This window comes from Ureibacillus thermosphaericus (genome assembly GCF_002370195.2).
Classification (GTDB): domain Bacteria; phylum Bacillota; class Bacilli; order Bacillales_A; family Planococcaceae; genus Ureibacillus; species Ureibacillus thermosphaericus.
In genome coordinates, this window is the sequence record NZ_AP018335.1 from 2,241,808 (window position 1) to 2,265,317 (window position 23,510).

Below are 23,510 nucleotides of genomic sequence, written 5' to 3' on the forward strand. Positions count from 1 at the left end.
ACAATGTTTCGGGAGGGAAAATATGAGGTTAGGAAAAGTGTATTTAGTAGGTGCTGGACCTGGGGATGAGAAATTAATTACCGTTAAGGGTCTTGAATGTATTCAACAATCTGACTGCATTGTATATGATCGGCTTATTAACTTAGCATTGTTAGATTATGCTCCATATAATGCAGAGCTTATATATTGTGGAAAACTTCCAGGAAAACATATGCGAATCCAAGAGGAAATTCATGAAATTCTAGTACAAAAAGCATTAGAAGGAAAAGTAGTAACCAGATTAAAAGGTGGAGATCCAAGTATTTTTGGAAGAGTAGGAGAAGAAGCGGCAGTATTAAAAAAGAAAGGAATACCATTTGAAATTGTGCCCGGCGTTACTGCAAGCGTTGCAGCAGCCGAATATGCGGGAATTTCGTTAACCCATCGTGAATATGCATCCACTGTTGCGTTAGTTACAGGACACGGAAGTAAAGATAAAGGTTCTGATAATTTAAATTGGGACTCCCTCTCCGGAATTGATACAATAGCATTTTATATGGGCGTAGGTAATTTAAGAAATATTTGTCATAAATTAATGCATCATGGAAAAAAAGCTGATACCCCAGTTGCAATAATTGAAAATGGTACGACAACAAGGCAAAGAACGATTACAGGGACATTAGAAACAATTTTTGAACAAGCAGTAAAAGCACAGATTAGGAATCCTGCCATGATTATTGTAGGTGAAGTGGTACGTATCAGAGAACAAGCCCAATGGTTTGAAGAATATATAGATGATATGAAAAACACTGTAAATGAATGAAAGAAACAGGAGAAATATCGATGAAACAAAAAGGACTTATATTAATATATACTGGAAATGGTAAAGGGAAAACAACTTCAGCTTTAGGTCTTACTTTGCGTGCAATTGGCCGCGGCATGAACGTTCGTTTTTTACAATTTATTAAATCGAAAGAACGGACTTATGGTGAAGCCCTTGCTCTAAAAAAATTAGGGGTGACAATGGAACAATTAGGAATCGGTTTTACTTGGACAAAAACACCTGAGGAACATCGTGAAGCCTTGAAAAAAGGTTGGGAAATAGCAAAACAAGCCATTCAAGATTCAACTGTAGACGTTGTAGTATTAGATGAATTAAACAATGCCCTAAGCATTACACAGTTTCCAGTTGAAGATGTGATTCCATTAGATGAAGTGATCAACGTCATTCAAAACCGACCAAAACATATGCATGTTGTAATTACAGGCCGTAATGCAAAACAAGAATTAATCGATATTGCAGATTTAGTTTCAACTATTGAACCGACGAAACATTATTACAATGAAGGGATTCCAGCAGTAAAAGGCTTGGAATTTTAAAGGAGAGGTCGTTTTTGCGTGCTAATTCAATTATGATTCAAGGAACATCTTCTGATGTGGGAAAGAGTGTGCTTTGTACCGCACTTTGCCGCATTTTCTCAAATGCAGGATACAAAGTAGCACCTTTTAAGTCTCAAAATATGGCGCTGAATTCCTATGTCACCAAAGATGGGGGAGAAATTGGGCGTGCTCAAGGTGTACAAGCGGAAGCTGCTAGAGAAATCGCAACAACCAAGATGAATCCGATATTACTGAAGCCGAAACAAGACATGGTATCAGAAGTCATTGTTCATGGGAAACATTTTATGGATATGAGTGCTACAAATTATAGAGATAACTTTGTGCTGCAGGCATTGCCAATTGTTGAAAAGGCCATTCGAGAACTAGAACAGTCCTACGATATTATTGTAGCAGAAGGTGCTGGAAGTCCTGCTGAAATTAATTTAAAAGATCGAGATATTGCTAACATGCGTGTTGCGAAAATGCTCAATGCGGATGTGTTCCTTGTGGCGGATATAGATCGAGGAGGCGTTTTTGCATCCATTGTTGGCACTCTAGCATTGCTTGATGAAGATGAACGAAAACTTGTAAAAGGAATAATTATTAACAAATTTAGAGGAATGATTGAAATACTTGAAAACGGAATAAAATGGCTTGAAGAATATACAGGTATTCCTGTCATTGGCGTCATCCCATATTTTGACTTGAAAATCGAAGCCGAAGATTCATTAGCCCTTGATACGTTAAAATTAAAAAGACCGAAAAAGAACGATTCTCTCATTGATGTTGTTTGTATACAATTGCCGAGAATCTCTAATTTCACCGATTTAGATCCGCTATTTGATGAACCTGATGTAGGCGTTCGTTTTGTAAGTCATGCAAGTGATTTAGGCAATCCTGACTGTATTATAATTCCTGGTACGAAGAATACGACAGCAGATTTAGAGTGGTTGAAAGAAACGGGGTTATTTGAGGCTATTCAGCAATGCTCTATGAATGGTTCGCGGGTATTTGGGATTTGTGGTGGCTATCAAATATTAGGAGAGAAGTTGTTTGACCCTGACTTTGTGGAGAGCGATATAAAAGAAACGACAGGTCTTTGCTTATTACCGATTCAAACGACTTTTGAAAAAAATAAACGCACGACCCAAACGAAAGGGAAAATTCATCCAATGCTTTTTAATAAAGAAATTGATGTGAAAGGTTACGAGATTCATTTAGGTCAAACAAAAGTAACGCAAGACTCTAATGTACAACCATTTTTACAATTAGATGATGGATCTTGTGATGGGATTATTTTTCATCACGGGAAAGTGATTGGTACTTATTTACATGGAATTTTCCAAAATCGTTCCTTTACAAGAGCTTACTTTAATGAAATTAGAAAAAGTAAAGGTTTAAAAGAATTATCAATGGATGTAATATCCGATAAAGAACAACGAGAACAAGCTTACGACTTACTTGCACAACATGTACAGCAATATTTGAATATGGAATATATTTATTCTTTATTAGAAAATCAAAAGAAGATCAAAAATGGGATATAATTTGTCCCATTTTTTTTATTTGTTCAGTATAAGTGGAGAAATTTGTAATCTTAAGCATCTAAGCGTAGAATGATGATGAAAGAGGTATGATAAAGGAGTTTTGATGATGAGAAACAGCCGTTTAGTAAATGAATTTATCGAATTAGTACAGATTGACTCGGAAACGAAACACGAAGAAAAAATTGCTCCAGTACTTATAAAGAAGTTAGAGGATTTAGGTTTTTCAGTATATCAAGATGATGCCCATACACGAAATGGTCATGGTGCAGGGAATATTATAGCCACATTGAATGGAAGAGAAGATATAGAACCCATTTATTTTACTGTTCATATGGATACAGTCGTTCCTGGAAAGGGAATTAAGCCTGAAATACGGGATAATGGATATATTTATTCAGACGGAACAACGATTCTAGGTGCAGATGATAAAGCCGGTATTGCTGCACTATTTGAAATGGCCCGTCGACTTAAAGAACAGTCAATTGAGCATGGTACAATTCAATTCATAATTACTGCTGGTGAAGAAAATGGACTTCGTGGGGCTAAGGAATTGGAACGGGAAAAGATTATCGCCAAGTATGGATATGCGGTAGACAGTGATGGAAAAGTTGGGGGGATTGTCGTCGCAGCTCCTTTCCAAGCTAAAATTGAAGTGAAGATATTCGGAAAAACTGCCCACGCAGGAGTTGAACCAGAGAAAGGAATCTCTGCCATCACCCTAGCTGCAAAAGCGATTGCTGAAATGAAATTGGGGCGCATCGATCATGAAACAACGGCAAACATCGGTCGTTTTGAAGGTGGAAAGGCAACAAATATCGTTTGCGATGAAGTTTTAATTTTAGCAGAAGCCCGCTCCATCCAAAAGTCTAAATTAGATTACCAAACAAAACATATGAAAGAGACTTTCGAAAAAGTTGCTGAAAAATTAGGCGGCCGTGCAGAAGTGGATGTTCAAATCATGTATCCTGGATTTTCAGTAAACGAATCAGACAAAGTGGTGCAAATAGCAGTCGAAGCTGTCCGAAATATTGGCCGTACACCTCAAATTGGCGTTTCAGGCGGGGGTAGTGATGCAAACATTATTTCAAGTTTTGGAATTCCGACAGTAAACTTATCGGTAGGCTATGAAAATATTCATACAACAAAAGAAAGAATGCCTATTGAAGAATTGGAGAAATTAGCCGATTTATTAGTAGAAATCGTTAAAAGTTCTTGCAAGTAATTGTTCAATTTGAGGTGATGTTCATGAAAACAATCGTTTATCGATGCGAAAATGAAGAATACGCAATACCTGTTAATCAAGTCGTGTCGATTGAAAAAATAGGAAAGATAAACCCCATTCCTCACTTGCCAACTTATTTAGTGGGTTTTACGCGAATTCGTGGAGAGCTTATACCTATCCTTGATTTTAATATTATTTTGTACAACAAACCAACAACGGATTCGTTGGCGAGAATCATTGTATTAAATACGGACATCGTCAATTATGGATTAGTTGTGAGTGAAGCAAAAGAAATATTAGATTTCCTTGATGAAGATATTCAACAAGTTGGGCTTGTAAATTATTCTAAAACAAAATATTTTACAGCAGTGGCCAATTTAGAAAATCGAATGATTACGATTGTGAATCCAGACGTTTTGATAAATTCATTAGAAGGAATTCGGGAAATTATTGATTATTTACATCATTTATTGAAAGAGGAAAAAGAGATGAATTCATAAAATATAGAATTGCTAGAGTAAGGCATTAGCCTTTTCTAGCTTTATTTTTATATAAGGTGGAATAATATGATGAAAACGCCATATCGACCAATTCTTCATATACCAAAAACAAAAATGGAGAAAATCTGTGATATCGTTGGTATTGGTTTATTTATATTGTCTAATTTGTTTATTATTTTTCAGTGGAGCCAAATTCCTGATCGAATACCAGGACATTTTAATGCTAAAGGTGAAGTAGATCGATGGGGTTCAAAATATGAGTTAATTATATTGCCATTCATTGGAATGTTTGTTTTATTGTTAACATCTCTTTTTGAAAAAGCTCCCCATATGTATAATTATCCGGAAAGAATCAATGAATCAAATGCAGAACAATTTTATTTAAATAGCCGAAAGATGTTAAATATTATAAAAAATATTTGCATGATCCTTTTTGCATTGATTAATTTTCAAATTGTACAAATCGCATTAGGTAAAACCGAATTTCTTTGGATCTGGTTTATTCCGGGGATTATCGTTTCCCTCATTATTACAATAGGTATTGGTATATATAAACAATCCAAAATTAAATAATTATTTTCCACACTTCTATACCGAATGACACGAAATGTTGAAATATGGGAGTTGATTTGATTGGAAATACGGAAAGAACTATTAGAATTGTCTGAACAGAAGTATCAATTGTTTCAAAAAACATTAATACCGAATCAAGAAAATATTCTTGGGGTTCGCATTCCGAAGTTAAGAGCATTAGCAAAAGAAATTTCAAAAAGCGACTGGGAAGATTTTTTATTGAATGGAACAGAGGAATATTTTGAAGAAATTATGCTAAAAGGCATGGTGATCGGGCAAGTAAACATTCCATTAGAGGAAAGACTAAAGTGGATTAAGTGGTTTGTACCTAAAATAGATAATTGGTCTGTATGTGATAGTTTTTGTGTCGGATTAAAATTTACAAAAAAGCATCGGGAAGAAGTGTGGAATATCCTTTCCTCCTATTTCCATTCAGAAAACGAATTTGAAATACGTTTTGCCATCGTGATGTCCCTTAGTTATTTTATTGAAGAAAAGTATATTGAAGAATTATTTCAAATATGGGATGACATCAAGCATGACGGCTATTATGTTAAAATGGCAGTCGCTTGGGCGATATCCGTTGCCTATTTAAAGTTTCCCAAAGAAACAACATCATTTTTACAAAAAAATTCTTTAGATGATTTTACTTATAATAAAGCGTTACAAAAAATTATTGAGTCTCATCGTATCAGCAAAGAAGTGAAGGAAAGCATACGAAAAATGAAAAGATCAATAAGGAATACCTTCTAAATCTAATAATCGTTTTTTTACATCCAGTCCACCGCTATAACCAGTAAGACTTCCGTTTTTACCTATGACGCGGTGGCAAGGGATGACGATGGATAATGGATTGCTTCCAATTGCTCCTCCTACTGCACGGACTGCTTTTGGATTTCCAATATTCGTTGCCACTTCAGAATAGGTAGCAGTTTTGCCAAATGGAATTTTACATAATTCATTCCACACTTGTAGTTGGAAAGGAGTTCCAGAAATATCAAATGGTAATGTAAATTGTTTGCGTTTACCATCTAAATATTCAATCAATTGGGAAGAATAGGGCGAAATGAATAGATCATTTTCAACTACTTCACAATGTGGATATTGTTTTTGGCAATACTGTTTTAATTCTTCCATAGAAGAATGTTGAGCCCCTACAAAAACTAAACCTTTGTCCGATGCGGCAATATATAAGTCCATATATGAATGGTTGATGGATGATGCGTAAATGCTTTTTTGTTTCATAACATAACCCCTTTCTCGTTTTCCTAAATGAAATACTAAATTAAGTAAACTGTAACATACTTTTTCTTCCGATTCTTCATCTGAAAAAAATAAAGTATTTAAATTAATATGATAATAAAAAGATAAATCAAAATAGCGATGTATTATAGGAGTAAATTAATAGTTAAAAATATTGTTATGGATCTACGTCAAGTTTTTGGACACAAAAAGATTAAGTTTTTTTGCACAACAACCATTCATGGATTGTTCCACATCCCATGTAGATTGTCAAAGTGAAAAGAGCCTTTGACAATCTACTTGGGACGTGGAGAAATAAACCCATGGCTGTTGTGCCAAAAAAAATGTGAAGGGGGGAAGTGTTCTGTACCCCATGTTTTACGCTGCTATTCGGCACATTTTTTCGTATTCATCCGGTGTCAAATAACCAATGCTTCCATGAATTCGTTTTCGATTATACCAACCTTCGATGAATTGAAATAACGCAATTCTCGCTGTCTCAAAGCTTTCGTATTTGGTTAGATACACTTCTTCTTTTTTCAATATGGCATGAAAAGATTCAATACAAGCGTTGTCATATGGACATCCTTTTCGACTAAATGACGGAACCATTTCATGTTTTTTTAGTAGTTTTTGAAAGGCTTCACTTGTATATTGTGTTCCTAAATCTGTATGCACGATAAGACCAGGATCGGGCTTTTGATCTTGAATCGCATTCTGAAGTGCTTCCAGCACAATTTCTGATGTCATGGTACGAGAGAATTTATATCCGACCACTTTTTTTGTATGTAAATCAAGAACGGACGCTAGATAACACCAACCATCACGAAGCGTATGGACATATGTAATATCAGCTACCCATTTTTCGTTGATTGTTGTTGTAGTGAAATCTTGATTTAATACATTTTCTCGTTCTTCTACGGGCTTTTGTGTTGGTGTTGGGCGGAATTTTTTTACAATACATGATTGGATGCCTGCTTGTTTCATCAAACGTTGAACTCGATTGATACTGCCTGTATAGCCTTCTTTTTTAAGTATTTCAAAGATTTTAGGGGCCCCATAACGACCCTTACTTTCTTTATGGATTGCTCGAATTCGTTCAAGCAGTTGTTCGTTGGCGACATGATAGCTATTCGGCTTCTTGTGAAACGATTGATAATACGTACTTTTAGGCATCTTTAAAACACGACACATCATTTGGATTGGATGATGTTCGCTTTCTTTTGTAATCAAGTCAATCAGTTCTTGCTCATCTATTTTCTCGCGAATATGGTCATAGCCTTTTTTAAGATTTCGATCTCCTGTTTTAATCGAAGATTTTCTTTTTGAATGGCTTCTATATCAGCCAAAGTTAATTCCTGTTCACATTCAATTGGAGAGAGTTGCTTAATCCATTTATAAATCGTTACTTCTGAAACACCATATTCGCTAGAGAGTTGACTGACTGGAGTGCCTGAGCGATAAAGCTCAACTACTGTTTGTTTAAATTCTTGATTATACCGTTTTTGACTCATGATTCGGACACAACCTTTCGTTAGTTTAATATTAATGACTTAACCAAGTTGTGTCCATAAATCTATACTACATCTATTACTTTTCTTTATATATTTAATTATTGTAATATTAAAATACTAATAAAGGTGGACAAATGGGGGAAGAACATTGATACAGTTAAAAAATGTAACAGTGAAACGAAATGGCAAAATCCTTTTGAAAGAGATTAATTGGAATATAGATAAAGGGGAGCATTGGTCCATCATTGGATTAAACGGAGCGGGTAAAACTTCATTGCTCAATATCATCACCGGCTATCTATACCCTACTTCAGGAACAGTAAAAGTGTTAGGTCAAGAATTTGGAAAAACAAATATTCCTGAATTGCGTAAAGAAATTGGCTTTATCAGTTCTTCTTTAAAAGAGCAGTTAAGAGAATTTGATTCTGTGTTAAGCATTGTGCTAAGCGGAAAATTCGCATCGATCGGTCTATATGAACCGGTAGAAAAAAAAGATGTGGAAATCGCACATATGCTTATGAAACAATTAGGAATTGAATATTTGGAAAGTTCCCAATATGGCCTGCTATCTCAAGGTGAAAAACAAAGGGTGTTAATTGCTAGAGCATTAATGACCAATCCGAAAATATTAATATTAGACGAACCTTGTAATGGATTAGATGTTATTGCAAGAGAGGAATTTCTAGCGTTTTTAGGGAATCTTGCACGACAGGAATATTGTCCAACATTAATCTATGTCACTCATCATGTAGAAGAAATATTGCCTTGTTTTTCTCATACTTTGTTGCTAAAAGATGGGGAAGTATATGCAAAAGGATTAGCAAATGATCTATTAACCGAGCAAAACTTATCTCAATTTTTTGGTCGCGATCTATCCGTACAAGAACAGCAGAATCGTACATGGATTGCATTTAAATAATTGGACAATTTTAAGTCGTTTACGAGGAGCAGGATAAATGAAGGGAAATAACATTCGGAAAGAATTGCTATCTTGGTTTTTTGTTTTCGTTTCGGGAATTACCATTGCTTTAATCTGTAGGGAATATATTTTTTCTCCCGTTGTTGTAAATGGTGCTTCAATGTCACCTACATATGAAAATGAAGATGTCATTATTGTTAGCAAAATAAGTAAAATCCAACGATTTTATCACATTGTTTTTAAAGCACCTTATGAAGATGAATATTATATTAAACGGGTCATAGGATTGCCTGGAGATACGGTTGAAATGAAAGATGATGTATTAATTATCAATGGAAAAGAATTTGAAGAACCATATGTAAAACGAAATGCTGAGTATCAAATTCGCATGACTGAAAATTTTACATTGGAAGATTTGACGGGTGAAAAGAAAGTGCCAGATGGCTATATATTTGTATTAGGAGATAATCGTTTGAATAGTTATGACAGTCGGCATTATGGTTTAATACCAATAGAGGATGTTTTTGGAGAATCTAAATTGAGAATTTATCCACTACAAAACATGAAATATTTTTCTAATCCATATGAATAAACATGTTGCAAAATAAATCTTAAACATTATTAAGAAGAAGAGAGGGTGTTTAGAAAGCTTTCGACTTTCTAAACACCCTTTTTCAACAACTTTCCAATTATGATAATGCAAATACAATAAAAAATTAGTCATTACGTAGGAAAGATAAGAATACAGTATATTAAAAATTCAAAATGCCTCAACAGGTATTATATGGTTGCTCTATTTTTATTTGATGATTGTTTTGACGTTTTTTTAGTTCTTCTCGAATTTCATTTGTCCACACACCTTCTTCTAAATGATTTGCAATTTCTATTAATATTTCAACATCATGAAAGGAATATTTTCGAATACCTGTTTTTGATCTTTCGGGGAAAATTAATTTTCTAGATTCATAATAACGTATCTGCCTATGGGACAAACCTGTAAGCTCACTAACAGTGCCGATTGATATAACCTTTTTATATTTATATGCATGATTTTGTAGAGGCATCAAGCATTACCCACTTTCCGATAGTCTTATATGTTTAACTCTATATCTATTTATTAAACCGCTCGAAAAAAAATACCAAACTAACATCATATTTATAGTGAATGTTTCTACAAGAAATCTCATTAATCGACATGTAAAAAAGTTGCAAGTTTAATAAAAAAAGTATGTAAGGAGTTCTTACAAAGATGATGTTCACAAAATTGTAAAAAAATATACTAAAATTAGCATTATTTTCAAGAGAACAATTTATCAAAAGGAGGAGATGTATGAAAAAATTACTTGTTGTTTTTGCCAGCGCTTTATTGTTGGTAATCCTTTCAGCCTGTTCACAAAGTTCCAGTAATCAATCCGGTCAACAAACAACAACAGAACAAACTGGAGCTAATTCCAATGTTATAAAAATTGCAACCCATACACCGTTATCCGGTGGTAATGCAATCATTGGTGAAGCCATTAAACTTGGTGCTCAAATGAAATTGGAAGAAGAAGCATCACGATTTGAAGAAATGGGCTTTACACTGCAATTGGAACCTTATGATGACCAAGCAGATCCAAAAAAAGGCGTATCGAATGCCAACTTAATAGGAGCAGATGATGCAATTTATGGAGTAATTGGTCACTTTAACTCAGGGGTTACGATTCCTTCTTCAGAAATATACGAGAAATACAACATAACAATGGTGAATCCTGGAAGTACTGCGACAGATGTAACGGATCGTGGGCTAAAAACTGTGAATCGTATTGTTGCCCGTGATGATTTCCAAGGACCAGCTGGTGCTCAATTTGCAGTCAATGAATTAGGAGCAAAAAGAATTTTCGTGATTCAAGATAAAACAGCCTATGGTACAGGAATTGCTGATGCGTTTGTTGCAGAAGCGGAAAAATTAGGTGCTGAAATCGTTGGATATGAAGGAATTACAGTTGGTGAAAAAGACTACAATGGTGTCATCAATCAAGCATTAAATAAAAAACCTGATTTAATTTTCTTTGGAGGCATTTATAGTGAAGGTGGAATTATTATAAAACAAGCACGTGATAAAGGAATAAATGTACCAATTATGGGTGGCGATGGAATGGACTCCTCAGGTTTAGTTGATATTGCTGGGGAAGCAGTGAAGAATGTGTACATTACATCGGTTGCTGGAGATACAAGTTCAACCCCTGAAGGAAAAAAATTCATGGATGATTATAAAGCAAAATTCAATAAAGAAGCAGAAGCATTTTCGGCTTATGGATATGATGCAATGGGCGTATTTTTACAAGGTTTAGAGAATGCTATTAAAGCAAATGGGGGCAAACTTCCTCCGAAAGAAGCAGTTGTAGAAGCTGTAAGAGCAATAACTGATTATCAAGGAGTCATCACAGATGTTTCTTTTGATGAAAAAGGAGACAACAAGAATGCAAAAGTATATTTATATAAATTTGAGGAAGCAAAATATCCAGCATCGTATGTAGGTGAAGTAAGCCAATAAGCTGACAGAAAGGGGATGTCTAGAAAGCCGGACACTAGACATCCTTCCTATCTAATAATAAAAATTATTGCTACTATGGTTCTCAATATAATTTGTCACTAACCTCGTCGAAGGAGGACGTCTTAAATTGCCTTTACAGACGTCTCTTTTTTTCTAAAAGAGAGGGAATAAAACAGCACGAGTTTAATTTACAACGGATTGGAGGAATTTTATGTTTCAAGAGATGCTCCAAACTTTACCTCAAGTGATAATTGATGGTTTAACACTCGGAAGCGTTTATGCTGTTGTAGCACTAGGGTATACGATGGTTTATGGCATTTTACAATTAATCAATTTTGCTCACGGTGAAATTTTTATGACGGGTGCTTATATTGGAACAGCTGTTCTGCTCATCATTCTTGGAATGGGATTTGGTTCATCGATACCGAGTCTTTTATTATTAATCATTGCATTAGTTATAACAGCACTATGTACAGGTTTACTTGGAATGGGTATTGAAAGAGTTGCCTATCGTCCGGTGAGACGAGCCCCTCGATTAGTTGCCTTAATTACAGCTGTCGGTGTATCTTTCATTCTTCAAGATGTTGTTCGAATAGTTGCTGAAATCTTGACTGGAAATTATATTGTGACAGGACCGTCTTTATTTTCCAAACAAATTACAATACCAGTATCATCATTTTTATCAGTTTTTAATGATGCAAGTTTAAAAGTTTCATTTTTTATAGTGCTCATTTGTGCCATTGGTATGATGATTTCTCTAGATTTCTTTGTCAATAAGACGAAATGGGGAACTGCGATTCGTGCCGTTTCAATGGATCGGGAAACAGCAGCTCTAATGTCTATTAATGTAAATAAAGTGATCGCCATTACCTTCTTTATTGGTTCTTCATTAGGAGGAGCAACAGGAGTGCTTTTTGCCATACAATACGGTACGATTGACCCTTACATTGGATTTATTTTAGGGATTAAAGCTTTTATAGCCGCAGTAATGGGTGGAATTGGAAATATTCGTGGAGCGATGTTTGGAGGCTTTTTATTAGGATTAATCGAAATGTTTGCTTCTGCAAATCTTTCTTTATTAACAGGTGGCATTTTTGGAGCAGAATATAAAGATGTATTTGCTTTTGCAATTTTAATTTTAGTACTGCTCTTCAAGCCTGAGGGATTGTTAGGAAAAGCAGCAACAGAGAAAGTGTAGGTGATGGAAATGAAAGAAAAATTATCGATGTTATTGCAAAAGAAATCTGTTCAAATTACTTTGTTTACCCTTTTCATCATCGTGACTTCATCCGCATTATACTTCTCTCAAAAATCCGTTGTTTCATTCTTATTATTACTGTCTTCACTATTAATTCTCTATTATATGAATTTAAAGGTCGTGACGAAATGGTTAATAGCGTTAGGGTTATTATTCATTCTTATACCATTTGCGTCTAGCGGTGGACCAGCCTTCCATTCTTATATGGAAGTAGCAACAATGGTGGGTATTTATATAGCGATGGCGCTTGGATTAAATATCGTCGTTGGGATGGCGGGATTATTAGATCTTGGCTTTGTTGCGTTCTTCGCGGTTGGCGCGTATTCGTATAGTATTTTTGCAACTTCACAGGCATCCAACTTTATGCCCTTCGGTGAATATCCATTAAGTGGTAGTACTTTCTGGGGTTTTTTAATTATCGGTGGTATTATGGCAGCAATTGCCGGAGTGTTAATTGGTGTTCCTGTGCTACGGGTAAAAGGAGATTATTTAGCTATAGTTACTCTTGCTTTTGGTGAGATCATCCGAATTATTTTCAATAATTTAGATAGACCAATTAACTTTACGAACGGTGCTATGGGGATTGCATCCATCACACCACCAAATCTGTTTGGATTGGAAATTATTTATCCAAATCAATACTACTTTATTGTCCTCTTCATCTTACTATTTACGATTTTTGCAGTAAATCGTTTGGAACATTCAAAAATAGGTCGTGCATGGAAGGCTGTTAGAGAAAACGAAATTGCTGCACAAGCGATGGGTATTCCGTTAGTGAAAACAAAATTACTCGCCTTTGCCTTAGGTGCTTCTTTTTCGGGTATCATGGGCGTTGTATTTGCAGCTAAGCAACAATTTATAGATCCAACAAGTTTTACACTACTAGAATCATTTACGATTTTAGTAATGGTTGTATTAGGTGGAATGGGTAGTGTTCCGGGAGCCATTTTAGGGGCAGCATTAGTAACAATTTTAAATTTGCAAGTATTAACGGAGTTGACGAATTGGCTGAATCAATTAAGTTTACAAGGTGTGATTACAATTCCTGATGCATTAACACCTGCAAAACTTCAACGATTCATTTTTGGGGTGCTACTAGTTATTTTTGCTATCTATCGAACAAAGGGATTAATTCCTGCAAAGAATAAAAAGTTTGACGTAGAACAAATAAAAGAAAGAGCTCAGAAAAAAGCTGCAATATCCAATATAGGTTCGAATGATACAGATCGAGTGCAAGCCTAGGGGGTGTAGCAATGAATATATTAGAAGTTTCCAATTTAACTAAGAAGTTTGGTGGATTAACGGCCAATTCCAATATTTCAATGGCTGTTAAACAAGGTTCCATTACAGCGGTAATTGGTCCAAACGGTGCTGGAAAAACGACATTTTTTAATATGATTACAGGAGTTTATCAACCTACTGAAGGGGAAATTTTACTAGAAGGCAAGTCTATTGTTGGATTAAAGCCGGATCAGGTTGCTAAACGTGGTATCTCCAGAACCTTCCAAAATATCCGTCTTTTCGGGGAAATGACGGTCATCGAAAATGTATTAGTTGGAATGCATACCCATTTAAGAGGAAATCTATTAGGAATTTTTCTTAATCTACCTAATACAAGAAAAGAAGAGTCAGAGGCGGAAGTGGAAGCTTATCGACTTTTGGAATATTTTAATCTGGAACCATTTATAAACGAAAAAGCGAGCAGTCTAAGTTATGGGAACCAAAGAAAGTTGGAAATTGCTCGTGCTTTAGCAACGAAACCGAAATTACTTTTACTGGATGAACCAGCAGCAGGAATGAACCCAAGAGAAACGCGGGAATTAACCGAAGTAATTCAACGGATGGGAAAAGAATTCAATGTAACGGTCATTTTAATTGAACATGATATGAAATTAGTTATGGAAATTTCTGAGCATATTGTCGTTCTTGACCATGGCGAAAAAATTGCGGAAGGTAATCCAGATGAAATAAGATCGAATCCAAAAGTGATAGAAGCCTATTTAGGAAAAGCTGCTTTGGAACTACAAAAGAGGTGAGTGGAATGACTGTTTTGGAAGTGAACAATATTGAAACCTACTACGGAGCAATTCAGGCATTAAAAGGGGTAAGTTTTCAAGTAGAACGTGGAGAAATCGTTACTTTAATAGGGAGCAATGGTGCGGGAAAATCAACGACATTAAAATCAATAAGTGGTTTAGCAAAAGTGAAAAAAGGAGCGATACTCTACAATGGACAAGATATCACAAACAAACAAGCCCATGAAACAACATTGATGGGAATTAGTCACGTACCAGAAGGTAGAAGAATTTTTGCCAATTTAACAGTGAAAGAAAATTTGCTTATGGGAGCATTTTCTGTAAAAGGAAAAGCAGTAATCGAAGAACGTATGGAAAATGTCTTTACTTACTTTCCAAGATTAAAAGAACGAATAAATCAGAAGGGTGGAACAATGAGTGGCGGGGAGCAACAAATGCTTGCAATCGGTCGAGCATTGATGATGCAGCCTAATTTATTAATGCTTGATGAACCTTCTATGGGACTTGCTCCAATTGTCGTTGAACAAATATTTGAAATCATACTTCAATTGAATGAGATGGGCATTACAATTTTGTTAGTCGAACAAAATGCATATCAGGCATTAAGCATTGCACACCGAGGTTACGTTATTCAAAATGGTGAAATTGTCTTAACGGGAACAGGAAAAGAACTTGCTGAAAATGAAGAAGTAAAAGAAGCATATCTTGCATAAATAAAGATAGTTATTAGTTCAAAAATACATCATTTTTCAATAAAGAAAAATGGTGTATTTTTATATTTAATAATGAATTTTAGGTTATAGTAATAAACAAAATTTAAAAGAATGATTATATAACAGAGGAGGTCAATCATGTATTATCCAATCATGATGAATATAAAAGATAAAAATGTTGTCGTAATCGGTGGGGGACGTGTTGCTTATCAAAAACTAATAGGATTAGAGGGAACAGAAGCAAACTTAACGATAATTAGTCCAACCATTATTCCAGAAATTAAGGAATGGATGAAACATAATAACGCGAAATGGATTGAAAAAACTTTTGAACCTATAGATATTGAACAGGCAAATATCATTATTGCTACAACAAATGATTCAGCTACAAATCATGAAATACGAATCCATAAAAAAGAACATCAACTTTTGTTGCTTGCAGATAATCCGAAAGATAGTGACTTTATTACACCAGCAACCATAAAGAGAGGGAAACTTAACATCTCCATTTCTACTGGCGGTGCTAGTCCTAGTTTAGCAAAAAAAATTAAAAAAGATCTCGAACAACAATTTGATGAAAAATTTGAGGATTATATAGAATTTTTAGATTACGCTCGTCATATCGTTTTAAATCAAATTGCTGATCGTTCATTAAGGAAAAAACTTTTAACCCAATTATTGGATTCTAAATTTTACAATCTTACGGTTGAAGGAGATATAATAAAAAGAAATGAAATATTTAAGGAAATGTTGCAGCAAGTAAAAGGACAATCATTTTAATTCAGAAATAAATATATTATGTAAACTAACGAACAAGTTTCAGGTTGTTCTAAACCAATAGTAGAAAGAACTGATTGATTAAACATTTATTTTACATGAGTTGCTCTCTAAAGATTTCTTAAATAGCCCACACAGCCAATTAACTGAATAGAAGCATACAATGAGGTAAGAAAGGGGGCAAATCGTGTTTGAAAAAATAAAATATTTAATCGGCCAGCCCATCGGTGTTTCGTTTAAAAATGGATTAAGTGTCTCAGGGGTATTATGCAGTGCAAATGAGCATGAAATCTCCTTAATGGAATACTTATATCAAGAAAAATTTATACAAAGACATTATGATTTTCATATGATACAAGGAATATATATGTTCCCAAGCTGTTCGGATGAATATCTAAATTAAACAATCCTCTAGAGATTTTCTAGAGGATTTTATTTTTTGTAACAACGATTCAGAACCTTTTTTGAACTAAGCAATTTTCTGATACAAGCCCTTTCTCTCATTTTATCAACTAGTTTGAAAGCTGTATTATTTCATTTTTATCAAATTATGAATAAAAATGTAAATATTTGGACAATACTTAGTTCGTATTAACAAAAAGTGAATTGCAAGTTTGTTTGTTAAGGAGGACTAAGTATGAAAAAAATTGCAGCATATATGCTTTTATGTTTGACATTGTTTACAACATCATTGACATATGCAAAAGAAACATCAGTGGAAGAAGGGGAAATCGACTTTGTCACCAACATTTTAGGTAATGGAGTGGTGGAAGATGCAATTACACGCCAAATTGCTTTTATGAAAGCCCCACTATTTACTGTATACACTGTGAAGGAAGGGGACAACTTGTTCCGCATTGCATTAAATCATGAAGTACCATTAGATTTATTAATGGAATGGAACGATTTAGACAATACATTGATTCATCCTGGTAAGAAATTGATTATTTACAATGACGAAAAATACAAAAAAGAATACAAACCGATTTCTATTGTAGCTGACACAACGGGTGGCTACTTGCCGAAAAGAGAAACGAAAGCATCACCTACCTCTACTCAGCAAGTGATAAAAGAAGATGAACCGTCATTAAAAGAAATGACTGTTACAGCAACAGCATATACTGCATACTGTGAAGGATGTTCTGGTACCACTGCTTATGGGATAAATTTACGAGAAAATCCACATATGAAAGTAATTGCTGTTGATCCTAACATTATCCCACTCGGTACAAAAGTATGGGTGGAAGGCTACGGTTATGCAATTGCTGGTGATACTGGAGGAGCCATTAAAGGAAATAAAATTGATGTATTCATCCCTTCCCATGATCAAGCAATGCAGTGGGGAGTAAAAAAGGTAAAAATTAAAATTTTAGATTAAACTTTCATATCATCATGAAAAAATAACTCATAAAAAATACACTTCACTTTCAATTATTTAAGAAATGAAGTGTATTTTTTATTATATTGACAATCAAATAAATTATAACAATTGGTCGACTTTTGTCCCCTTAAAGTCATGTTCAATGATTGCATAAAAATGATAAAATAGCACTTCTTATAATAAAGAAAAATCTGCCGAAATTAAAAATGTAAAATAGCAATTAGTTCGTACGAAAATGTTTTATCTAAATAATATTTCTATTATTATACAAAAAGTAACATGGAAAACACTTCTTTTGCTTTTTAAACCTATTTCAGCTATATTAAAAAAGGCAAAGATTAATTCCTATTAATAAAATAGGAATTTTAAATAGATTTAGTTGAATTAGGTGATGAATATTGAAAAATCTACTATTAAATAAGAATGACATTTTGCTTAAAAAAATGCAGTTAATTTCATATAAAGAAAATGAGCAAATTTGTCTTGTTGGCCCAGTAAAACTCCCTGTAAAACAAGATAATTTTGAAGCCACATTCCAGTGGTATACTTGGTTGAAGCTAGATGAACCCATTTCAACAAAGGAAGAAGTGTTAAATTATATTTTAAGTGCGAACTTGCAAGAATCTCAACAATCATCTGTATTGGTTTACGGAGATTTTGAAAATGATGAGGAAGCGCTTATTCGTATGCACAGCATTTGTCATACTGGAGATATTTTCGGAAGTCAACGGTGTGATTGCGGTTATCAATTACATGAATCGATGAAAATGATTGTTGAACATGGATGTGGTGCAATCTTTTATTTAGCGAATCATGAGGGCCGTGGGATTGGATTATTTTCAAAATCATTAGCTTACTTATTGCAAGAAGAAGGTTATGATACAGTAGAAGCCAACCATGCACTTGGTTTTGAAGATGATACAAGGTCCTATGAAGAAGCAATTAAAGTATTAGAGACTCTTCGCAATAAACCTGTAACTTTAATTACAAACAACCCTAAAAAACTGGAAGCGTTAAAACATCATGGTCTATTAGCTGATAAACATATTCCACTTTGGGGCGGCTTAACTGAAACAAATCGTTATTATTTAGAAACGAAAATTAAAAAGGCAGGTCACATACCAGAGAAACAATTGTTTTAGGAGGGGTCATTGTGTTAACGGATCGTGATTACATGGAATTAGCATTAAATTTAGCGCGAACGGCAAAGGGCAAAACAAATCCAAATCCTGTTGTTGGGGCGGTCATAGTAAAAGATGGGGTTATCGTAGGAACAGGAATACATCGTAAAGCTGGAGAAGCCCATGCAGAAGTTCATGCATTTCATATGGCAGGAGAGCATGCAAAAGGTGCCACTTTATATGTCACGCTAGAGCCATGTTCTCATTATGGCAAAACCCCTCCTTGTGCAAATTTAGTGAAAGAGTCTGGTGTTAGCAGAGTGGTAGTGGCGACACTTGATCCAAATCCTCTCGTTGCGGGTAAAGGTGTTGACATCATTCGAAAAGCAGGAATTGAGGTAGAAGTAGGCTTATTAGAAAATGAAGCGAGAAAATTGAATGAACGATTTATTCATAATATGTTGACAAATCGTCCTTTCGTTATTTCAAAATTTTCCATGACATTAGATGGGAAAATCGCAACGCATACTGGACATTCAAAATGGATTTCCGGTGAAGCAGCCCGCCTTGAAGTTCACAAATTACGCAATGAAGTTGATGCGATTTTAGTAGGAATAGGAACCGTTTTAAAAGATAATCCGCTATTGACGACACGATTGCCCAATCAAAAAGGGAAAAACCCAATTCGAGTTATTTTAGACAGTCATTTACAAATTCCGATGGATGCAAATGTTTTAAATGACGAAGCTGAAACAATTATTGTGACAACTACCGGTGCGGATCCAATCAAAATAGCGGAACTTAAAAAGAAAAATGTACATTTTATATACTGTTCTAAAAATGAAAAGGGTATCTGTTTAGATGAAATGTTGGAACAATTATATAAACATGGAATAACAGATGTGTTAGTTGAAGGTGGAGGAGAAATAAACGCCTCGTTTATCAGAGCTGGACTTGTAAATAAATATATTATTTACATTGCACCAAAAATATTAGGAGGGCGCCACTCCATTACCCCGGTAGCTGGTGATGATGTTGATAATATGAATTTAGCGGCAAAAGTAGAAATTGACTCATTCGATAAAGTTGGAGAAGATTTACGAATAATTGCTTATCCAAAACTAGGTGATCAACATGATATTCACTGATATATTGATTGTGGGTGCTGGACCGAGTGGCTCACTACTTGCACTGCTATTAGCAAAGAAGGGGATTTCTGTCACCCTTCTTGAACAACATAAGGAAATTGCAAGGGAATTCCGAGGTGAACATTTGAATGAAGAGGGAGAAAATATTTTAAAGAAACATAATCTGTATTCAAAAATTGAAAAACTCGGATTGTTAAAAATGAAAGTTATTGAATATTGGAAAAATGGAAAACTCTTTAAAACAATTCAACCTGAGAAACAAGTTGGCCATTTAGGAATCCATGTTCCGCAAGCACATCTATTATCAGTAATTATCGAAGAAGCAAAAAAATACGAAAATTTTTCTCTCATGACAAATACAAAAGTGATTGATTTACTTAAAGATGAAAATGGTCATTTCATTGGGATTAAAGGGAAAAGAGGTAAGGAAGAAATCCTTATACATAGTTCGATGATTATAGGGGCTGATGGAAGATATTCCACTGTCCGAAAAAAAGCAGGTATTGAAACAATAACACGTAAACATGGCTATGACTTACTTTGGGCAAAAATACCGGCACCAGACAATTGGCAACCATCCATAAAAATGGCTGAAGTAGATGGTTTCCAATTATCATTATTTACCCAAGCTAAGGGTTATGTGCAAATTGGCTGGAACATTGCACAGGGATCCTTTTCGAAAATCCGCAAACAATCTATACAACTGTTTATAGATAAATTGATTCAAGCATTTCCTGAATTAGAAGAATCGGTTCGAAAACATATTACTACTTGGGATGATTTTGTCTTATTAGATGTCTATAGTAATCACACAGAAATATGGAGAAAAGACAATATACTGTTAATAGGTGATGCATGTCATGCGATGACACCAACTGGAGCCTTTGGATTAAACAGTGCTTTAAAAGATGCAGATCGGTTATCTGAATGTATTGATCCCGGAAATATAAATGAATTACGTTTATCCCAATGTGAGAAACAAAGAAAAGAAGAAGTAAAAAAATTACAAAAATTGCAAATAGAAAAGGAAAAAAACTTTTCTACCCAGTTTATTATCATTGGTTAAGAAAGTAGGGGAAAAGTGAAAATCGGTTTTGATATAGATGATACATTGATTAACTTACGAGAACATGCTTTTCATCTTTATAATAAAAAATTAGGAAAACAGATTGATATTGCTCTTTTTTATCAATTAAAAAGAGTGGAAATTCATGAACTTTTCGGGTTAGACGAAGATGAAGGTCATGTAATGTGGAATTCGTTAATGGAAGAAATTTACTTTACAGACTGTCCAGTTTTTGAAGGGGCAATTGATTTTATCCGTAAACTTGAAAAAGAAGGGCATTCCATTTTTTATATCACATCGAGACCGAAAACATATTGTGAAAAAACTCGACAATGGATGAAAAATCGAGGTTTTCCGGTCATTGATGAACATTTTTATTGCGGAATGAAGGATCACGAAAAGTTGGAGATCATTCAGAAGCTTAATTTGGATGTTTATTTTGATGATAAACCCGCTGTACTGGAGACATTAACAGATTCCAATACAAAAGTTTATGTAAAGCATCAATCTTATAATGGACATGTTCCTTTCCCTAGAGTATATGATTGGAAAAACTTTAAACTAGAATAATATTTCCTAAAAACATACAATGGAAAATTTTCATTGTATGTTTTTTTATGGTATTTTAATAATAGGTATATACAGTTAAGAAATATTTTGTCGATATTATGAAGTGTATAGGTAAAAACTCACAATTATACACATTTTTGTAACTTTTTCTTCTACTATACGTTTAAATAATATAGAAGATATCGATGAAAATGTATCAATACATAAATGAAAAGGGGTAATATAAATGAAATTTAAGAAAAAAATTGCCGCATCCATTGCCGCCTGTTTAATCGCTGCTGGTGCTATGTCCGCCAGTGCTAATGAACTTCCATTTAAGGATATTAAAGCAGATGATTTCTATATTGAGCCACTGAAAAAATTTTTAAAGTTTGATTATGTTAAAGGTTTTGATGACAACACATTCAGACCATATCAAAATGTGAATCGTGCACAAGCAGCTTCTTTCGTTGCGAGAACGATGGGGCTTGATTTGGAAAATGTAAAAGACCCTGGATTTAAAGACGTACCAAAGCAATATGGGGATGTTCCTAATCCTCACTATGGAGCAATAGCAAAATTGACTGAGCTCGGTGTATTTGATAAAGGGAAATATTTTAAACCTGGTGAGGAAATCACTCGTGCTGAAATGGCAAAAATTTTAGTAAAAGCTTATGAATTGGAAGCTCCAACATTAAAACGATTTTCTGATGTTCCAGAAAATGATGAAAACTATTCTTACATTGGAACAATCGGATCATTAGGAATTACAGTTAATGAAGGTTTATTTAAACCGAATGATGGAGTAGGTCGTGCTCATCTAATCACATTTATTGCTCGTACAATCGATTTAAAACGTTCTGATGACAAAGAAGATTATTGGGACACATTAAAAGGTTGGGACGATAACGAAGACTCAAATGAAAACAATAAAGAAAATAATAATGACAATGGAGATCAAGGTGGTAATGAGCAAGTAGACGATTATATACAACTAGAAGTTTTGAAAAAAGAGATTGAGTTTCACATTACCGATTTAAGAGATGCGAGAAAAGAAGTAGAAAAACAACTGGAAAAACTCAATGATGTAAAAAAAGATATAGGAGATATTAAGGAAATTGAAGAAGAAATTCAATATTTAAAAAAGCAAATAGATAAAAAGAAATCAGAAAAAGAGAAAGAAGAAAAACGAAAAGAAGTAGACAAACAGAAAATTAGAGATATCGAGAGAAAAATTGATGAACTTGAAGATGAATTAGAAGAACTTGAAGATTTAATTGAAGAGTATGAAATACAAAAAAATAAATTATCACAGGCTTTGAAAAATCTAGATTCGATAATGAATAATGCAGAAAAGATATTACAGACTGCTAAAGAAAAATATCAAAAAGAATTAGATCAAACAATTATTTCTTTTGCATATGATATAAATAGAGCTAAAAGGGACCACGCCTCTGCATATGCAAAGACTTTTGATAAAGACTATTACGAAGAATTGGGAAAAAAGACAAAAAAAGATTTGGAAAAAGTAATTGATAAAGGAAAAAAAGTATTGAAATCTAACGTTTCGTTAAACGAGTTGAAAAGCAAACTGATAGATTTAAATGAAGCAATCATGAAAGCAGAAGACGCTTACGATTCTATGAAAGATGCTGGAGTGGACTTAAAAACTTTAGAAAATGAATTAAAGGATTTAATCAAAACGGCAAGAAGTCTTTCCAATGACATTGAAAAGGAAATTGATAAAAAAGAAGATAACCGTGAAGATTATTTTAAAGCTGAATTAAAAGATTCAATTGATGAATTAGAGGATGCAATTAAAGAATTGGAAAGGGCAGTTAAGGATAAAAAAGGCGTTACTAAAGCTCGTGGAAATGTATCCGATGCTATTGAAGACGCGGAAAAAGTGCTGAAAAATTATCGAGATTCTGGACTAAAGAGCTTACAAAAATACGAAGACCAATTAAAAGATTTAATTAAAAAAGGAAATGATCTTTTTAAATCTTCAAAAGAATTACAATAATTAAAAACGAATGGTCAATAATGGCC

The 23,510-nt window shown here is 34.1% G+C and carries 25 protein-coding genes; 22 read left to right on the plus strand and 3 right to left on the minus strand.

Annotation, left to right across the window (positions count from 1 at the left end; translation table 11 throughout):
• Positions 1 to 22 precede the first annotated feature (22 nt).
• The 7 genes from cobA (at position 23) to UtA1_RS10820 (ending at position 5,954) form a co-directional block, all read left to right on the plus strand.
• Positions 23 to 802 carry a uroporphyrinogen-III C-methyltransferase gene (gene cobA / locus UtA1_RS10790; RefSeq protein WP_016837789.1) on the plus strand — a complete coding sequence of 260 codons (780 nt, stop codon included), beginning with the start codon at positions 23 to 25 and terminating at the stop codon, positions 800 to 802.
• A gap of 20 nt (positions 803 to 822) precedes the next feature.
• Positions 823 to 1,359 (plus strand): cob(I)yrinic acid a,c-diamide adenosyltransferase, encoded by a 537-nt coding sequence (locus UtA1_RS10795; protein WP_016837790.1) that lies wholly within the window; start codon positions 823 to 825, stop codon positions 1,357 to 1,359.
• A gap of 14 nt (positions 1,360 to 1,373) precedes the next feature.
• Positions 1,374 to 2,906, plus strand: coding sequence for a cobyric acid synthase (locus tag UtA1_RS10800; RefSeq protein WP_096551013.1), 1,533 nt, complete (start codon positions 1,374 to 1,376; stop codon positions 2,904 to 2,906).
• A 106-nt stretch (positions 2,907 to 3,012) separates the two neighbouring features.
• Positions 3,013 to 4,128, plus strand: coding sequence for a M20/M25/M40 family metallo-hydrolase (locus UtA1_RS10805; RefSeq protein WP_096551015.1), 1,116 nt, complete (start codon positions 3,013 to 3,015; stop codon positions 4,126 to 4,128).
• A 23-nt stretch (positions 4,129 to 4,151) separates the two neighbouring features.
• The gene (locus UtA1_RS10810; protein WP_016837793.1) at positions 4,152 to 4,628 is read left to right on the plus strand and encodes a chemotaxis protein CheW; all 477 of its coding nucleotides are present in this window, start codon (positions 4,152 to 4,154) and stop codon (positions 4,626 to 4,628) included.
• 66 nt (positions 4,629 to 4,694) lie between these two features.
• Positions 4,695 to 5,201 (plus strand): DUF1648 domain-containing protein, encoded by a 507-nt coding sequence (locus UtA1_RS10815; protein ID WP_016837794.1) that lies wholly within the window; start codon positions 4,695 to 4,697, stop codon positions 5,199 to 5,201.
• A 60-nt stretch (positions 5,202 to 5,261) separates the two neighbouring features.
• Positions 5,262 to 5,954 carry a DNA alkylation repair protein gene (locus tag UtA1_RS10820; RefSeq protein ID WP_096551017.1) on the plus strand — a complete coding sequence of 231 codons (693 nt, stop codon included), beginning with the start codon at positions 5,262 to 5,264 and terminating at the stop codon, positions 5,952 to 5,954.
• Here the strand turns inward: UtA1_RS10820 and UtA1_RS10825 are convergent.
• A complete protein-coding gene (locus UtA1_RS10825) occupies positions 5,934 to 6,446 on the minus strand; it encodes a methylated-DNA--[protein]-cysteine S-methyltransferase (protein ID WP_016837796.1) in 513 nt (170 codons plus the stop codon). The two genes, UtA1_RS10820 and UtA1_RS10825, sit on opposite strands and share 21 nt — an antisense overlap.
• Positions 6,447 to 6,821: 375 nt before the next feature.
• Positions 6,822 to 7,957 (minus strand): IS3 family transposase gene (locus tag UtA1_RS10830; protein WP_408647289.1). Its coding sequence is split into 2 segments (ribosomal slippage): positions 6,822 to 7,723 and positions 7,723 to 7,957, totalling 1,137 coding nucleotides; the frame shifts between segments, so codons are not numbered across the junction.
• Positions 7,958 to 8,105: 148 nt separating this feature from the next.
• On the opposite strand from UtA1_RS10830, the gene UtA1_RS10835 reads away from it, so the two are divergent.
• Both UtA1_RS10835 and lepB read left to right on the plus strand, forming a co-directional pair.
• On the plus strand, positions 8,106 to 8,876 hold the full coding sequence (locus UtA1_RS10835; protein WP_016837797.1) for an ABC transporter ATP-binding protein: 771 nt from the start codon (positions 8,106 to 8,108) through the stop codon (positions 8,874 to 8,876).
• Positions 8,877 to 8,913: 37 nt separating this feature from the next.
• Positions 8,914 to 9,468, plus strand: a complete 555-nt coding sequence (gene lepB / locus UtA1_RS10840; protein WP_096551021.1) for a signal peptidase I — start codon at positions 8,914 to 8,916, stop codon at positions 9,466 to 9,468.
• Between the two features lie 178 nt (positions 9,469 to 9,646).
• Here the strand turns inward: lepB and UtA1_RS10845 are convergent, their stop codons facing one another.
• On the minus strand, positions 9,647 to 9,940 hold the full coding sequence (locus tag UtA1_RS10845) for a MerR family transcriptional regulator (RefSeq protein ID WP_016837799.1): 294 nt from the start codon (positions 9,938 to 9,940) through the stop codon (positions 9,647 to 9,649).
• 266 nt (positions 9,941 to 10,206) lie between these two features.
• On the opposite strand from UtA1_RS10845, the gene UtA1_RS10850 reads away from it, so the two are divergent.
• The 13 genes from UtA1_RS10850 (at position 10,207) to UtA1_RS10910 (ending at position 23,484) form a co-directional block, all read left to right on the plus strand.
• On the plus strand, positions 10,207 to 11,412 hold the full coding sequence (locus UtA1_RS10850; RefSeq protein ID WP_016837800.1) for a branched-chain amino acid ABC transporter substrate-binding protein: 1,206 nt from the start codon (positions 10,207 to 10,209) through the stop codon (positions 11,410 to 11,412).
• A 211-nt stretch (positions 11,413 to 11,623) separates the two neighbouring features.
• A complete protein-coding gene (locus tag UtA1_RS10855; protein ID WP_016837801.1) occupies positions 11,624 to 12,610 on the plus strand; it encodes a branched-chain amino acid ABC transporter permease in 987 nt (328 codons plus the stop codon).
• Between the two features lie 9 nt (positions 12,611 to 12,619).
• Positions 12,620 to 13,912 (plus strand): branched-chain amino acid ABC transporter permease, encoded by a 1,293-nt coding sequence (locus tag UtA1_RS10860; RefSeq protein ID WP_040764502.1) that lies wholly within the window; start codon positions 12,620 to 12,622, stop codon positions 13,910 to 13,912.
• Positions 13,913 to 13,923: 11 nt separating this feature from the next.
• Positions 13,924 to 14,706, plus strand: coding sequence for an ABC transporter ATP-binding protein (locus UtA1_RS10865; protein WP_096551023.1), 783 nt, complete (start codon positions 13,924 to 13,926; stop codon positions 14,704 to 14,706).
• A gap of 5 nt (positions 14,707 to 14,711) precedes the next feature.
• Positions 14,712 to 15,419: an ABC transporter ATP-binding protein gene (locus UtA1_RS10870; RefSeq protein WP_016837804.1), complete on the plus strand. Its 708-nt coding sequence runs from the start codon at positions 14,712 to 14,714 to the stop codon at positions 15,417 to 15,419.
• Between the two features lie 138 nt (positions 15,420 to 15,557).
• Positions 15,558 to 16,199, plus strand: a complete 642-nt coding sequence (locus UtA1_RS10875; protein ID WP_096551025.1) for a precorrin-2 dehydrogenase/sirohydrochlorin ferrochelatase family protein — start codon at positions 15,558 to 15,560, stop codon at positions 16,197 to 16,199.
• Positions 16,200 to 16,383: 184 nt separating this feature from the next.
• Complete coding sequence (locus UtA1_RS10880; RefSeq protein ID WP_016837806.1) at positions 16,384 to 16,599, plus strand: hypothetical protein; 216 nt, start codon at positions 16,384 to 16,386, stop codon at positions 16,597 to 16,599.
• Between the two features lie 234 nt (positions 16,600 to 16,833).
• A complete protein-coding gene (locus UtA1_RS17830) occupies positions 16,834 to 17,574 on the plus strand; it encodes a 3D domain-containing protein (protein ID WP_096551027.1) in 741 nt (246 codons plus the stop codon).
• Between the two features lie 446 nt (positions 17,575 to 18,020).
• Positions 18,021 to 18,719: a GTP cyclohydrolase II gene (locus UtA1_RS10890; protein ID WP_050988840.1), complete on the plus strand. Its 699-nt coding sequence runs from the start codon at positions 18,021 to 18,023 to the stop codon at positions 18,717 to 18,719.
• Positions 18,720 to 18,730: 11 nt separating this feature from the next.
• Positions 18,731 to 19,846, plus strand: coding sequence for a bifunctional diaminohydroxyphosphoribosylaminopyrimidine deaminase/5-amino-6-(5-phosphoribosylamino)uracil reductase RibD (ribD, locus tag UtA1_RS10895; RefSeq protein WP_096551029.1), 1,116 nt, complete (start codon positions 18,731 to 18,733; stop codon positions 19,844 to 19,846).
• A complete protein-coding gene (locus tag UtA1_RS10900) occupies positions 19,833 to 20,912 on the plus strand; it encodes an FAD-dependent monooxygenase (RefSeq protein WP_096551031.1) in 1,080 nt (359 codons plus the stop codon). The genes ribD and UtA1_RS10900 overlap by 14 nt, the downstream gene beginning before the upstream one ends.
• Before the next feature lie 15 nt (positions 20,913 to 20,927).
• Positions 20,928 to 21,482: a 5' nucleotidase, NT5C type gene (locus tag UtA1_RS10905; protein ID WP_096551033.1), complete on the plus strand. Its 555-nt coding sequence runs from the start codon at positions 20,928 to 20,930 to the stop codon at positions 21,480 to 21,482.
• A gap of 226 nt (positions 21,483 to 21,708) precedes the next feature.
• Entirely contained in the window at positions 21,709 to 23,484 is a 1,776-nt protein-coding gene (locus tag UtA1_RS10910) for an S-layer homology domain-containing protein (RefSeq protein ID WP_096551035.1), read from the plus strand.
• Positions 23,485 to 23,510: the final 26 nt, after the last annotated feature.

Bases quoted from the DNA above. Each gene is read 5' to 3' on its own strand.
- cobA (WP_016837789.1), top strand. From the start codon at position 23: ATGAGGTTAGGAAAAGTGTATTTAGTAGGTGCTGGACCTGGGGATGAG.
- UtA1_RS10795 (WP_016837790.1), top strand. From the start codon at position 823: ATGAAACAAAAAGGACTTATATTAATATATACTGGAAATGGTAAAGGG.
- UtA1_RS10805 (WP_096551015.1), top strand. From the start codon at position 3,013: ATGAGAAACAGCCGTTTAGTAAATGAATTTATCGAATTAGTACAGATT.
- UtA1_RS10810 (WP_016837793.1), top strand. From the start codon at position 4,152: ATGAAAACAATCGTTTATCGATGCGAAAATGAAGAATACGCAATACCT.
- UtA1_RS10815 (WP_016837794.1), top strand. From the start codon at position 4,695: ATGATGAAAACGCCATATCGACCAATTCTTCATATACCAAAAACAAAA.
- UtA1_RS10825 (WP_016837796.1), bottom strand. From the start codon at position 6,446: ATGAAACAAAAAAGCATTTACGCATCATCCATCAACCATTCATATATG.
- lepB (WP_096551021.1), top strand. From the start codon at position 8,914: ATGAAGGGAAATAACATTCGGAAAGAATTGCTATCTTGGTTTTTTGTT.
- UtA1_RS10845 (WP_016837799.1), bottom strand. From the start codon at position 9,940: ATGCCTCTACAAAATCATGCATATAAATATAAAAAGGTTATATCAATC.
- UtA1_RS10850 (WP_016837800.1), top strand. From the start codon at position 10,207: ATGAAAAAATTACTTGTTGTTTTTGCCAGCGCTTTATTGTTGGTAATC.
- UtA1_RS10855 (WP_016837801.1), top strand. From the start codon at position 11,624: ATGTTTCAAGAGATGCTCCAAACTTTACCTCAAGTGATAATTGATGGT.
- UtA1_RS10860 (WP_040764502.1), top strand. From the start codon at position 12,620: ATGAAAGAAAAATTATCGATGTTATTGCAAAAGAAATCTGTTCAAATT.
- UtA1_RS10865 (WP_096551023.1), top strand. From the start codon at position 13,924: ATGAATATATTAGAAGTTTCCAATTTAACTAAGAAGTTTGGTGGATTA.
- UtA1_RS10870 (WP_016837804.1), top strand. From the start codon at position 14,712: ATGACTGTTTTGGAAGTGAACAATATTGAAACCTACTACGGAGCAATT.
- UtA1_RS10875 (WP_096551025.1), top strand. From the start codon at position 15,558: ATGTATTATCCAATCATGATGAATATAAAAGATAAAAATGTTGTCGTA.
- UtA1_RS17830 (WP_096551027.1), top strand. From the start codon at position 16,834: ATGAAAAAAATTGCAGCATATATGCTTTTATGTTTGACATTGTTTACA.
- UtA1_RS10890 (WP_050988840.1), top strand. From the start codon at position 18,021: ATGCAGTTAATTTCATATAAAGAAAATGAGCAAATTTGTCTTGTTGGC.
- UtA1_RS10900 (WP_096551031.1), top strand. From the start codon at position 19,833: ATGATATTCACTGATATATTGATTGTGGGTGCTGGACCGAGTGGCTCA.
- UtA1_RS10910 (WP_096551035.1), top strand. From the start codon at position 21,709: ATGAAATTTAAGAAAAAAATTGCCGCATCCATTGCCGCCTGTTTAATC.